A 13,413-nucleotide genomic window follows, 5' to 3' on the forward strand; every position below is an offset into this window, starting at 1 on the left:
TGGAAATGGTTAACGAAGTGTTTGGGCCGTTTGACGCAAATCCGCCGGTTTATTGACGAAAAGTTGCCGCAATCGGCCGGCTTCGGTGGAGAATTCCATTGAAGGTTAAGGCGTTACGCCGCGATCCTGTTAACGATGATTAAGATTGTCTTAATCGCGGGCATTTCATTCGCGACGCTCTGCCAATAGGATGTTGCGGAAATTGGCGGACAAGCCGTCCGGGTGGGGATGGCTCGGTGATCCGCGCAAGCGGCATGATCCGGTCTGTGAGCTTGCGCAGCGCGCAGGGCTCGCGGGGGGACGCGTAAAAGTAACGAGGGCTCGGACTGAACATGGCCAATACTCCCAAAAAGGTCAAAGACCCCACAGAAGTTGCGCTTTCTGCGATCCAGGAAGCCCTCAACATCAGCGACACGGCTGCCGATACCAGCCGCAACGCATCGATGCGCAACGAAGCGGCGCCTTCGGTCGCCCCGCCGGCGCCTCCCGTGTTCGACGAACCGGCCTTCGAGCCGCGGCCTGCCGCCAACGAGCGCGCCACCGTGTTCGACACGATCGAGGAACCGCGCTCATCGCGCCGTGCCGCCAATGACGACCGCGAGACCATCGGCCAGCTGCTGCAGTCGCTGCAGACCAGCCGCCCTTCCCGCAACATCTATACCGGCGCGACCATCTTCACGGTGATCTGGCTCGTCGCCTGCGCCGCGCTGACGGTCGGCTTCCTGCCCTCGATCCGGGCCGCCATGGGCGAGAGCGGCGGCGTGCTGGCGATCGCCGGCCTGGTCACGATGTTCTTCGCGCCGATCATGCTGTTCTATTTCCTCGCCAGCCTCGTGTGGCGCGGCCAGCAGATGAGCCAGGTCGCGCAGGCGATGGCGCAGGTCGCGATCCGCTTCTCGGAGCCGGAAGGCTCGGCCTCGGATTCCATGGTCACCGTCGGCCAGGCCATCCGCCGCGAGGTCGCTGCGATGGGCGACGGCATCGAGCGCGCGATTGCGCGCGCCGGTGAGCTCGAAACGCTGGTCGCCAACGAGGTCGCGGCGCTCGAGCGTGCCTATTCCGACAACGAAGTGCGCATCCGCGCCCTGCTCCAGGACATCGCGCATCAGCGCGACAACCTGGTCGGCCAGGCCGAGCAGGTCCGCAGCGCCATCTCCGGCGTGCAGATCGACCTCCGCCATGACATCGCGCTGATCTCGGACGCGATTGCCTCGCGCGTCGATGAAGTCGCCAAGTCCATCACCGGCGCGCTCGAAGAGCGCGGCGCCCACATCACCGGCGCGCTGAGCCATGCCGGCGACAACATGATCCTGGCGCTCGGCGAGCGCGGCGGCGACCTGCTCGACCGCCTCGAGGAAGCGAGCGCGGAGACCACGCGCGCCGTGCTCGACGCCAGCGAACGGCTGACCACCAGCCTCAACTTCAAGACCGGCCACGTCCACGACGAATTCGTCGACCTCGCCGACCGCGTCCATGAGATGCTGAACGAGCGCATCGACCGCATCACCGGCGAGTTCGAGCAGCGTTCCGCCGCGATCGTCGACGGCATCTCCGAGCGCACCGAGCAGGTGCACGACAGCCTCAAGAATTCGTCGGACTCGCTGCTGCTCGAGCTCGAGCTGCGCTCCAACGACCTCTCCGCCAAGATCGACGACGCCGGCAATCGCCTCGCCGGCCAGATCATGACGTCCGGCGACAAGGCGAGCGAGGCGCTCGACGCCACGGTCAACACCCTCGTCGCCAAGGTCGTCAGCCAGACCGAGACCGCGCACGATTCGCTGTCGCTGCAGATGAGCGCGTTCGACGAGCTGGTGAAGAACCAGGGCTCCGAGCTGGTCGAGAAGTTCGCCCGCGATTCCGGCACGCTGGGTGCCCTGATCACGCGCCACATCTCCGAGTTCGACCGCACCGTGAAGACCTTCGGCGGCGAGATCGTCGAGCGCATGGGCCAGCGCACCCAGGACATCCATGAGTCGCTCAAGACCTATGTCGACAATTTCGACACCCGCTTCACCTCCAACGGCGGCGCGATCACGGCCGTTCTCGACCAGCGGCTGGTGCAGTTCGAGACCACGATCGGCGAGCGCGTTTCCAACTTCGACGCCTCGCTGAACAGCAAGATCGCCAACCTCGACGGCACGATCGAAGGCCACATCAAGACCTTCGACGAGCAGCTCGGCGGCCGCGTCGGTGCGCTCGAGCAGTCGTTCGACACCCGTGCGAAGTCCGTCACCGAGACCATCGACGGACGTCTCAACACGCTCTCCACGACGCTGACCGAAGGTGCGACGCAAGCGATCCAGTCGATCGAAACGCGCCTGACCCACCTCACCGGCACGCTCACCGGAGGCGCGACGCAGGCGCTCGAATCCATCGACAGCCGCCTGACCTATCTCAGCACCGCCGTGACCAACGGCGCCTCGCAGGCCGTGCAGTCGATCGACACCCGCCTCACCCTCTTGACCTCGACGCTCACGGACGGCACGGCGCAGGCGATCGAGGCCATCGATCGTCGTATCACCGGCGTCAGCGACCTCATCGACGGCCGCAGCATGCACCTGACCGATACGGTCACCGCGCGCTTCCAGGACATCCGCGAGGCCATCGAGACCAAGGTCGGTTCGGTTGCCAACGACATCGACGTCCGCGTCGCGCAGTTCGAGGACCTGCTCGGCTCGCGTGTCGAGGCCGTTGCCGGCCGCATCGAGAGCAGCGGCCGCCAGGCCAGCGAGGACATGATGTCCCGCGCCGAGATGATCTCGACCGCGATCCGCTCGCATGTCGAGGACGCCGAGCGTTCGCTCACCAACCTCGTGGTCAACACCAGCGAGACGATCCAGACCGGTGCGCGCACGGCGCAGCAGTCGCTGATGACGGTCTCCTCGGACGTCAACGCCCAGCTCAAGATGACCTCCGCCGAGGTCGAGCGCTCGCTGACCGCGGTCGGCACCGGTGCTGCGAACTCGATCCTGACCAGCGCCCGCGAAGCGCAGTCAAGCCTGGTCGCGGCCTCGGGCGATGCCTCCAACCAGATCAAGGGCCTCGCGGCCGATGTCGAGCGCACGCTGTCCGCGGCTGGCTCGGCCACCGCCGCCTCGATCCTGGCCGGCGCCCGCGAGGTGCAGACCACGCTCGTCACTGCCTCTTCGGACGCGGCCAACCACGTCAAGACGCTCACCGCCGACGTGCAGCGCTCGCTGTCGATGGCCGGCACCTCGACGGCGGAATCGATCACCGCCGGCGCGCGCGATGCCCAGGGCACGCTGATCGCCGCCTCGACCGAGACGGCCAATCAGATCAAGGCGCTGTCTTCCGACGTGCAGCGCTCACTCTCGATGGCGGGCACCGCGACGGCCGAGACCATCATGACGGGCGCGCGCGAGGCCCAGAGCACGCTCGTCGCCGGATCTGCGGATGCGGCAAACCAGGTCAAGGCTCTAACAGCGGATGTGCAGCGCTCGCTCTCGATGGCTGGCACCTCGACGGCGGAGAGCATTTTGGCCGGCGCGCGCGAAGCCCAGAGCACGCTGGTCACCGCGTCCTCGGAGGCGGCGAGCCAGGTCAAGTCGCTCGCGGCCGAAGTGCACCGCTCGCTCTCGCAGGTCGGCCAGACCACCGCCGAGACGATCACGGCCAGCGCCCGCGACGCCCAGAGCACGCTTCTTGCTGTCTCCGCAGAGCAAACCGGCCAGGTCCGTTCGCTCGCGGCCGAGATGCAGCGCGCGCTGGCGACCGCCGGCGGCGCCACCATCGAGGCGCTCACCAGCGGCGTGCGCGAGGCCCAGGGCACGCTCATCACCGCTTCGACCGATGCGGCGAGCCAGATCAAGTCGCTGACGACGGACATCGAGCGCACGCTGACCGCGGTCGGCGCCGACACCGCTTCGACCATCCTCAACAGCGCCCGTGAGGCCCAGACCTCGCTGACCTCGACCTCGGCGGATGCCGCCAGCCAGATCCGCACGATCTCGACCGAGATCGAGCGCGCGCTGAGCACGGCCACGTCGAACGCGACCAACGACATCCAGACCAGCGCGCTCAACGCCCAGAACGCGCTGATCTCCGCCTCCAACGAGGCGAGCTCGCGGGTCAAGTCGAGCTCGGCCGACGTCGAGCGTTCGGTGCTCGCCGCCAGCTCGAGCTTCGGCCAGGCCATGACCGGCAAGACCGACGAGATCGTCACCTATGTGCAGCAGCAGGCCGACCGCCTCTCGAACATGATCGACGCCAAGCGCGGCTCGCTCGTGGACGCGATCGGCTCGAAGACCAGCCAGCTCACGCTCGACATCGACCGCGTCACCTCGGACGCGCTGAAGTCGATCGAGACGCGCGGCCAGGCCTTCTCCCAGACCATGATGGGCAACGGCAACGAAGTCGCCCGCACCATCAACGCGGCGAGCGAGATCGCGACCGGCGCGGTCGGCAAGTCGCTCAAGGACCTCGAAGCCGCCTCGCGCGCGGCGATCGACCAGTCGCGCCAAGTCTCGATCGCGGCCGTCACCGAGATGCAGGAGACCAGCAAGATCCTGCGTACCGACACGGTCGCCCTGTTCGAGCGCCTGCGCGAAGGCAACATCCTCCTCCAGGAGGTGCTGACCGGTGCGCACGACAACCTCAACTCGCTCGAGCGGGCGCTGGTGACGCGTGTCGCCGACTTCGTCTCGGCGATGAACGACGTCACCTTGCGCAACGGCGCTGCGACGCAGAACCTGGAAGACCAGCTCAACGTCTTCAACAGCAAGACCACGCGCGCACTCCAGGATCTCGGCGAGCTGTCGACCCAGTTCGACGCGCACGGCAAGGCACTCGTCGATGCCGCACAGGTCGTCGAGCAGAGCAACAGGAACACCACCGCCTCGCTTGCCGAACGCAAGGCGGCGCTGGAATCGCTCGTCACCACCATCGACCTGCGCACCGCCGATCTCGACCAGCGCCTGTCGCGCTTCACCGGGCTGCTCGATGAGTCGCTCGCTGCGGCCGAGGAGCGTGCCCGCGATATCGCCCGCGTGGTCGCCGAGACCGCCGGCGCAGGCTCGGCCGCGATCACCCGCCAGTTCGAGGCGGTGCGGTCGGCGTCCGAAGAGGAGCACCGCCAGACCATCGAGGCCATGCACGACATCTACCGCCAGACCACGGACGAGGCGGATGCGATGTTCAAGCAGTCGGCCGAGAAGTTCGGCAACCTCGTGTCCAGCATGAAGCAGATGGCGTTCGAGATGCACAACGAGCTCGAAGCCACCCGCAACGAGCTGCGTCGCGGCGTGCTCGAGATGCCGCAGGAGGCCGCCGAGAGCACGGCGCAGATGCGCAAGGTGATCGTCGACCAGATCGAGGCCCTCGCCGAGCTCAACCGCATCGTGGCGCAGCACGGCCGTGGCCTCGACGTCACCACCACGGGCCGCGCCTCCGTCGCCGTCCAGCGCCAGGAAGAGCCGGTGATGGCAAGCGTGGGCGCCCGGGCGACCGAGACCCGCATGCGCGACACCGGCAGCGCCTCGACGCTGCCGCCGCCGGACCTCGGCATGCCCGCCTCCTCGCGTCGCACGGAGGCACCGCCGGTTGCCCCCGGCGGCAACGACCAGGGCCGCGACGGCTGGCTGTCGGATCTCCTGAGCCGCACGGACGCCAACCAGGCGGCTCCGAGCGGACGTGAGGCCCCGCGCGGCCGCCAGGCCGCACCCGCTCCGCAGCCCCAGGCCCCGCAGAGCAGCGGTAATCCGCTGGAATCGCTGTCGCTCGACATCGGCCGGCTGATGGACCGCAACCTCGCCTCCGAGATGTGGGACCGCTACCAGCGCGGCGAGAACAAGGCCTTCACCAAGCGCCTGTACACGCCCGCCGGCCAGAAGGCTTTTGACGAGGTCGCCCGCAAATATCGGGCCGACCGCAACTTCAAGGGCACGGTCGACCGCTACGTCAGCGAGTTCGAACGCCTGCTCGACGAAGTCGCCCGCGACGGCCGCGGCCCGCAGGAGCTGCGCAGCCACCTGACCTCGGAGACGGGTCTGGTCTACACGCTGCTCGCACATGCCGCGGGGCGGTTGGGGTAAAGCGGCTAAGCTTGCGTGAACAATCAAACGCGAACGGAGGCCTCACGGCCTCCGTTTTTCGTTGTAGCATGGCGGGCAAACAGGAACTGCCGATGGTATTCATTCTCTCGGGTGACGGGCGCGACGACGAACATCCGGCAGCAGAACATGCGTTCGAGCGATACGAATCCTATCTCGCCGAAAACCGAGCGGTGTTCCCGCCTCACGCCTACGAGCTCGCAACCTCCGACTGGTTCTACCATACGAGGGACCACCGCTGCCCACACGATGCCTGGCTGGAGTCGCTACAAATATCGGAAAGGCCCGGCGCTCAGCCTCGTCAGCGATCCTGCTCAATCGCGCTGCGCCTGCTTGGCGCCTACCACGACGGGCACATCGAGATCACGTATCCGACCGTGTACGCCTACTCGCTCCAGGAGCTATCGCCGGATGCGCCGTCGCACGGCGATTGGCGCTACGACGAGTTTCGTATCTCGGATCGTGGTCACTTGATTCACGAGATCGAGTGGGCTTACCGCGCTCAGTGCAAGGCGTTCGTATGGGTCATTGAAGCCGATGACATCGAGTTCCGGTGGGTACCGAAACAGGAGCGCGCCTGAGAGCAACGTTCGACGCCACGGGCCCGTTTTGTTTTGGGTTTTGATTGCGCCAGTATTTCGTTGCTCATTGGGGAATTGCGGCGTCTCCACAAACTCCGTCTTTGCGAGGAGCACTTGCGACGAAGCAATCCAGACTACCTCTGCGGAGACGGTCTGGATTGCTTCGCTTCGCTCGCAATGACGAGGAGAGAGATCGTCCCTACTGCCGCTTGCGCTCGTTCGCGGGCGCCGGCTTCGGCGGCTCGGCCGGCGGCGGCGCAGCCGCTGGCGCGCTGTTGCTGGCGCCGAACAGCACGCGGGTCGGGTTGCGGTCGAAATTGTTCACGGCGCGGCTGATGTCGCCGAGCGTGCGGCGTCCGTCGGTGATCAGCGCGCCGGAGCGCTTGTCGAAATCCTCGGCGAGCTCGCGGATCGATTTCACCGTCAGAAACAGCTCGCCACCGTCCTTGCCGCCGGCGAGCGTGTTGAGGCCGAGCATGAGGTTGTCGGCCTTGAGCATCACGCCATCGACCTTGGCCATCACGCCGTCGATCTTCTCGGAGTTGCGCGCCAGCGAAGTCGTGAAGGTCTCCAGGTTCTTCAGCGAGTTCTTCACCGACTCCTGATTGTCGGCGACGATCTTGTTGATGTTCTGCAGCGTGCCGCGGATCGCCTCGGTGACGTCCTGGAGCTTGTTCGGATCGGCCGTCAGCGTCGGGATGCCGTCCTCGTCGAGCGGCGGCGGAGGAGCTGCCTCCTCGCCGCCCTTGAGCGAGATTGCGGCAACGCCGGTCAGGCCCTGGAATTCGAGACCGACCAGGGTGTCCTTGCGCAGCGGCGTGTTGTTCTCGATCATGGCGAGTGCGACAACCCGCCGCGGATTGTCGAGCTTCACCGAGACCACCTCGCCGACCCGGATACCGTTGAAGTTGACGCTGCCGCCGTTGCGCAGGCCCGCCGCCGGGCCCTCGAACACGACGCGGAAGGGGCTGCGCTGCTTGGTGGTGTGCAGCGACTGGAACCACAGCACGAAGCCGATCGCAGCCGCGATCACCGCCAGCGTGAAGGATCCGATCAATACGTAATTGGCCCGCGTTTCCATCAGGTGCTCCGGCTACTCAACTCACCACCGCGCGGGCGCGCTTGCCATGGAAATATTGCCTCAGCCAGGGATGCTGCGAGGCCTGCATGTCGGCGATCGACCCTGCCGCAATGATCTTACCGTTCCCTAAAACGGCGATGCGGTCGCAAGCTGTGTAAAGGCTGTCGAGATCGTGGGTTACCATGAAAACGGTCAGCCCCAAAGTCCGCTGCAGCGTCCTGACCAGATCGTCGAAGTCGCCGGCGCCGATCGGATCGAGGCCGGAGGTCGGCTCGTCCAGGAAGACCAGGTCAGGATCGAGCGACAATGCGCGGGCCAGCGCGACGCGCTTGATCATGCCGCCCGACAGTTCCGAGGGGAAACGCTCGGCCACCTCCGGCTTAAGGCCGACCATGGCGAGCTTGGCCATGGTGATCTCGTCCATCAGCCGCTGCGACACGCGAAGATATTCGCGCATCGGAAACTGGATATTCTGCCGCACCGTGAGCGAGGAGAACAGCGCGCCCTGCTGGAACAGCACGCCCCAGCGCCGTTCGACATTGCGGCGCTGCGAGGTGTTGGAGGAATCGAGGTCGACGCCGAACACTTCGATCGAGCCCGCAACCTTTGGCACAAGGCCGATGATGGTGCGCGTCAGCACCGACTTGCCGGCGCCCGAAGGACCGACAAAGCCCAGAATCTCGCCGCGCTTGACGTCGAGGTTGAGGCCGTCGAGCACGCGCGTCGCGCCGAACTGCACGGTGATGTCGCGGACGCGGATGATGGGGTTTTGAATCGCGTTTGGAGTGTCTTGCGCCATCGTCACATCCCGATCGAGGCGAAGAAGATGGCGAACACGCCGTCCATCACGATGACGAAGAAGATGCCCTTCACCACCGACGCCGTGGTGTGCTGTCCGAGCGACTCGGCGCTGCCCTGCACCGCGAGGCCCTCGACGCAGGCGACAATGCCGATCACCGCGGCCATCACCGGTGCCTTGACGATGCCGACGATGAAATGATCGATCGAGATGGCGTCGCGCAGCCGCAACAGAAACGCTTCGGGATCGACGCCGCCATAGAGCCAGGCGACGAGACCGCCGCCATAGAGCGCGGCCATCGCGCCGAGGAAGGCGAGGATCGGCAGCGCCAGCACCAGCGCCAGCATGCGCGGCAGCACCAGCACCTCGATCGGATCAAAGCCCATGGTGCGCAGCGCGTCGATCTCTTCGCGCATCTTCATGGAGCCGAGCTCGGCGGTGTAGGCACTGCCCGAGCGGCCCGCCACCATGATCGCCACCAGCAGCACGCCGATCTCGCGCAGGACCAGCACGCCGAGCATGTCGACGACGAAGATGTCGGCGCCGAAGCGGCGGAAATGGAAAATGCCCTGCTGGGCGATGATGCAGCCGATCAGGAAGGTGATCAGCACGATGATCGGCACCGCGCGCCAGCAGACCTGCTCCATGTGATGCACGGTCGAGGTCAGGCGGAACGAGCGCGGATGGATCAGCACATGCCCGCCCGCGGCGAGCACCGCGCCAAGCATGTCGATCAGGCCGGCAAAGGTGCCGCCGACGCCGGCCACCGCGCGGCCGATCTGCTCCAGCATGCCGCTGATGGTGATCGTGCTGCTGTCGATGACGGGCGTCGCCCTGACCCGGCGCACCTCGTCCACGAGGCTCGAATAATTGGCGGAGAGCCCCGCAATCTGCGCCTCGACCGTTCCCTTGGTCAGGCTGCGACGCAGCCGCTCGATCAGCCAGGCCCCAAAGGTGTCGAGCTTGGCGACCTCGGAGACGTCGATGAAGATGTTCTGGGGGCTGCCGGCAAGCTTCTCGGCGTCGGCCACCATCCGTTCCAGGGCCGGCGCGAAGCTCGCGGTCCAGGTTCCGGTGGCGCAGAGGGCCAGCGCGTTGCCTTTGGCAATCCGTTCCAGCTTCGGATCGCCGCTCAAGGTGTCCGCTCCCGTTCGAGGGCGGAGGAAATCAGAGTGTTGCGCACGCGCCCTTACCCGGAAAAGGTACCCCCAACTGGTTAATATTAGTTGTTAGAGGTAACCAGCAGGTTCAGATTTCGCCAGAGTTCAAAATGACTTCCAGCAAAGTTCCCGGTCTTTTCGCCCGAATCGAGCGGTTTCCGATCGCCGGCAGTTTCACCATCAGCCGGGGCGCCAAGACGGAAGCGGTGACCGTTGTGGCCGAAGTGAGCCAAAATGGCCTGACCGGCCGCGGCGAATGCGTCCCCTATCCCCGCTATGGCGAGACGCCCGAGGCGACGCTGGCCGCGATCCTGGCCATGCAGGACGCGGTCCGGGGCGGCCTCGACCGCCAAGCCCTCCAGGCCGCCATGAAGCCCGGCGCAGCCCGCAACGCGCTGGATTGCGCTCTGATCGACCTCGAGGCCAAGGCGGCCGGCCGGCGGGCCTGGAACCTGCTGGACCGCCCGGAGCCGGGCGTGCGCACCACCGCCTACACGATCTCGCTCGGCACGCCGGAGGCGATGGCGGCGGCGACGGCAAAGGCGGCGCACCGGCCCCTGCTCAAGATCAAGCTTGGCGGCGAAGGCGATCCCGAGCGGATCGCTTCTGTCCGCAAGGCCGCCCCCGAATCGGAGCTGGTGGTCGACGCCAACGAGGCGTGGACGCTGGCCAATCTGGAAGCCAACCTTGCCGCCTGCGCCGCCGTCGGCGTCACGCTGGTCGAGCAACCCTTGCCCGCAGGTCGGGACGACGCACTGGCAATGATCAAGCGGCCGGTCGCGGTCTGCGCCGACGAGAGCGTGCACACGCGCAAGACCCTCGCCTCGCTCCGCGACCGCTACGACGCCGTCAACATCAAGCTCGACAAGACCGGCGGCCTCACCGAGGCGCTCGCCATGGCCGATGCCGCGCAGGCGCTCGGCTTCGAGATCATGATCGGCTGCATGGTGGCGACCTCGCTGTCGATGGCCCCTGCCATGCTGGTGACGCCGCAGGCGCGCTTCGTCGATCTCGATGGTCCCTTGCTGCTCGCGCGCGATCGCGATCACGGGCTTCGCTATGACGAGAGCCTGGTCTACCCGCCGGATGCCGCGCTCTGGGGCTGAGCGATCAGACGATGCCGCGCCGACCAGATCAGCAGCGCGCCGGCCGCGGCCATCGCCGCCATGACGTAGTACAAGCCCTCGCCATAGCGCGCGTAGATCGCGCCTGAGACGATCGACGTGGCCGCGCTCAACAGCCCGCCAATCGCCGCGTAATATCCCTGTCCCCGCGCCATTTGACGCGGCGGTACGTGACGCACCATGAGATTCATCACACCAACCTGGGTCAGGCCGAAGCTCAGGCCGTGTCCGAGCTGCGTGATCGCGAGCACGGCGATCGGCGGCTCATGCGCGGTGATCGACCAGCGCATCGCGGCACTGATGCCTCCGATCACCACCAGCACCACGGGATGCAGCGAAAAGCGCGGCGACACAGCGAAGACGACGATCTCGGCGCAAACGCCGAGTGTCCACAGTCCCGCGATCGTCAATCCGCCAAGACCGTGGTTCTGCCAATTGATCGAGGCGAAGGTGTAATAGGCGACGTGGCTGGACTGGATCAGCGCCGACGAGCAGATGATGGCGAGGAAGCCCAGGTCGCGCAGCAGAGGTTTGCCGGCCTCCGCCATTCTTGATGTTCGCGGCCCCTCCTGCAGCGGCTGCAGCAAAAGCCCTGACAAGGCCGAGATCGTCGCCATCGCGACGATGATCCAGATCAGCTGGCGCGCTGCGATCAATTCGATCAGCAGCCCGCAAGCGAGCGCGCCGAGGATGAACGCGACCGATCCCCAGAGCCGCACGGGCCCGTAATCGAATCGATACCGGGCCACGCCGCGCAAGGCATAGGCATCGGTGAGCGGTGTCAGCGGAGTCCAGCAGCAACAGGTGACGACATAGAGCACGAGCACCGGCAAGGGCTGCTGCTGGGTGCCCACAAGCACAAAGCAGAGTGCGGTGGCCGACGCCGTCAGGATCATCGCGCCGCGCAATGCGTGGCGCCGTTCAGCCAGGCTGGTCACGAAAGGCAGCGTCGTGAAGCGCGTGACGGCCGGGACGGCGCTGATGATTCCAATCCAGCCCGGCTCGATACCGATGGCCTTCAACCACACCGTGAAGAACGGCAGATGGGTGCCCAGGACACCGTAGGACATGCCGTAGAACATTGCGAGACTCACGGCGAATCGCCGCTTGACCGCTGCTGGTGTGGGGATTTGTGATTCGAGTGGCATCAAACCAATTGCGATTCGGTCGATATCGTGGTGATCGTTACAGTAACGCGCGGTGATTTGCGCGACGAGATTGTCATGGCCAACGAAGCATTCGCCCTCTCGCCCATGTCTGCCCGCGCGGCCGAGCCGAACGAGCAGGATTACGACGCGATCCGCGAAGCCTTCATGGAGACCGCGCGCGGCCGCTGGTTCCTCGGCGAATACGCCAAGCGCAACCGCAATGCCGACACGCGCATGGTGCTCGACGCGGTCGCAAAAATCGAAGAAACCCTTGCGGCACAGCGACAACCTGTCGTCGTGGACCGCCTGCCCGAAGCGCTGGTCGCGATCCGCCGCGCGGTCGAGGACGCGGAAAGCGCGGCCGCGAAGGCGTTTGATCCAGCCGCGATCAAAGCGAGCCTCGCAGCTATTCCGCGCGGCGTGCGCATCATCAAGGAAATCTCATGGCGCTGGCGCGAGATCGGCGCCGACGGGCGAATCTGCGACCTGATTGATTCGCAGCTCGCCTCCATCGAGGCGGCCTGCGCGCAAGTTTCGACCATCGACCCGCGCGGCGACCTCAAGGCCGCCTTCGACCTGCTCAAGGACCGGGTCGAAGAGACCGACGTCGACGGTGTCGCAGCGCCGCAAGCCGCCGTGCGGCCTTCTCCGGCACCCACGCCGGAAGCGCCGCCCGTGGCGGAAGCCGCAGTCGCCGAAGCGTCCACCGCGATGGCGAGCGAAGCACCCGTGGCTTTTACGGAGATGCCGCAAGAAATCGAGCAGGAGATCGCGCCCGAAATCGCTGCCGACATCAGCGGCATCGCCGAGGACGCGACGATGGACGTCGCGATCGCGCTCGAGATCACCGAAATCCCAGCCGCCGTCGAAGAGAGCTTTGCCCCGATTGAGGACAGCCTCGCCGATCCCGCGGCCGCCGCCGAGATCACCGACGAGTTCTCGCTCGATGCCGCGGCGGAGGCCGAGGACGAAGCCATACTCGAGGCCATCGCCATGGAGATGGCCGCGCCCGATCCGGAATTCGACGAGATCGTCGATCCCGCGGAGATGGAAGCAGCCATTCCGGAACGGTTGCCGGAACCGAGGCCGGAACCGATGGTCACGGAGCCCGTCGCGGTGGAAGCACCGGTCACGCCACATGAAGAGTTAGTCGTCGAGGAGCCGGTTACTGAAGCCCCGATCGCGATGGAATCGCTCGCACGCCTCACCGACGCCATTGCGGAAGCCGCCGCCGAAGTGATGGAGCAGCCCGCTCCCGCGATGGCGGCCGCAATGTCATTCGACGCGGCACCGACCGCGACGATTCCGATGCCGTCGCCGCTGCCCGAGCCTTCGCTTGGGGCCACCATCCTCGCCAGCGGCATCGTGCAAAGGCCGCGCACTGCGGCCAACGACGCGCTGGCCCCGATTCGCCGCATGACCCAGGCCGAGAAGATCGCGTTCTTCTCGTAA

Annotated in this window: 8 protein-coding genes; 4 read left to right on the forward strand and 4 right to left on the reverse strand. The window is 66.2% G+C overall.

Annotation, left to right across the window (positions count from 1 at the left end; genetic code table 11):
* Positions 1-332: 332 nt before the first annotated feature.
* Both M2427_RS28590 and M2427_RS28595 read left to right on the forward strand, forming a co-directional pair.
* On the forward strand, positions 333-6,050 hold the full coding sequence (locus tag M2427_RS28590; protein ID WP_280710218.1) for an apolipoprotein A1/A4/E family protein: 5,718 nt from the start codon (positions 333-335) through the stop codon (positions 6,048-6,050).
* A gap of 92 nt (positions 6,051-6,142) precedes the next feature.
* Positions 6,143-6,649, forward strand: coding sequence for a hypothetical protein (locus M2427_RS28595; RefSeq protein ID WP_280710219.1), 507 nt, complete (start codon positions 6,143-6,145; stop codon positions 6,647-6,649).
* Between the two features lie 199 nt (positions 6,650-6,848).
* Here the strand turns inward: M2427_RS28595 and M2427_RS28600 are convergent, their stop codons facing one another.
* From M2427_RS28600 to M2427_RS28610, 3 genes are read right to left on the reverse strand one after another with little or no spacing between them, the layout of a single operon-like run.
* Positions 6,849-7,730: an MlaD family protein gene (locus M2427_RS28600; protein WP_280710220.1), complete on the reverse strand. Its 882-nt coding sequence runs from the start codon at positions 7,728-7,730 to the stop codon at positions 6,849-6,851.
* A gap of 16 nt (positions 7,731-7,746) precedes the next feature.
* Positions 7,747-8,529, reverse strand: a complete 783-nt coding sequence (locus M2427_RS28605) for an ABC transporter ATP-binding protein (protein WP_280710221.1) — start codon at positions 8,527-8,529, stop codon at positions 7,747-7,749.
* Positions 8,530-8,531: 2 nt separating this feature from the next.
* Positions 8,532-9,665: an ABC transporter permease gene (locus M2427_RS28610; protein ID WP_280710222.1), complete on the reverse strand. Its 1,134-nt coding sequence runs from the start codon at positions 9,663-9,665 to the stop codon at positions 8,532-8,534.
* A gap of 134 nt (positions 9,666-9,799) precedes the next feature.
* Between M2427_RS28610 and dgcA the strand changes: the two genes are divergently transcribed.
* Positions 9,800-10,795 carry an N-acetyl-D-Glu racemase DgcA gene (dgcA, locus tag M2427_RS28615; RefSeq protein ID WP_280710223.1) on the forward strand — a complete coding sequence of 332 codons (996 nt, stop codon included), beginning with the start codon at positions 9,800-9,802 and terminating at the stop codon, positions 10,793-10,795.
* Here the strand turns inward: dgcA and M2427_RS28620 are convergent.
* Entirely contained in the window at positions 10,765-11,961 is a 1,197-nt protein-coding gene (locus tag M2427_RS28620) for an MFS transporter (RefSeq protein WP_280710224.1), read from the reverse strand. The two genes, dgcA and M2427_RS28620, sit on opposite strands and share 31 nt — an antisense overlap.
* A gap of 75 nt (positions 11,962-12,036) precedes the next feature.
* On the opposite strand from M2427_RS28620, the gene M2427_RS28625 reads away from it, so the two are divergent.
* On the forward strand, positions 12,037-13,413 hold the full coding sequence (locus tag M2427_RS28625) for a hypothetical protein (RefSeq protein WP_280710225.1): 1,377 nt from the start codon (positions 12,037-12,039) through the stop codon (positions 13,411-13,413).

Source organism: Bradyrhizobium sp. BR13661 (genome assembly GCF_029892425.1).
Lineage (GTDB): Bacteria > Pseudomonadota > Alphaproteobacteria > Rhizobiales > Xanthobacteraceae > Bradyrhizobium.

Bases quoted from the DNA above. Each gene is read 5' to 3' on its own strand.
- M2427_RS28590 (WP_280710218.1), top strand. From the start codon at position 333: ATGGCCAATACTCCCAAAAAGGTCAAAGACCCCACAGAAGTTGCGCTT.
- M2427_RS28595 (WP_280710219.1), top strand. From the start codon at position 6,143: ATGGTATTCATTCTCTCGGGTGACGGGCGCGACGACGAACATCCGGCA.
- M2427_RS28600 (WP_280710220.1), bottom strand. From the start codon at position 7,730: ATGGAAACGCGGGCCAATTACGTATTGATCGGATCCTTCACGCTGGCG.
- M2427_RS28625 (WP_280710225.1), top strand. From the start codon at position 12,037: ATGGCCAACGAAGCATTCGCCCTCTCGCCCATGTCTGCCCGCGCGGCC.
- dgcA (WP_280710223.1), top strand. From the start codon at position 9,800: ATGACTTCCAGCAAAGTTCCCGGTCTTTTCGCCCGAATCGAGCGGTTT.
- M2427_RS28620 (WP_280710224.1), bottom strand. From the start codon at position 11,961: ATGCCACTCGAATCACAAATCCCCACACCAGCAGCGGTCAAGCGGCGA.
- M2427_RS28605 (WP_280710221.1), bottom strand. From the start codon at position 8,529: ATGGCGCAAGACACTCCAAACGCGATTCAAAACCCCATCATCCGCGTC.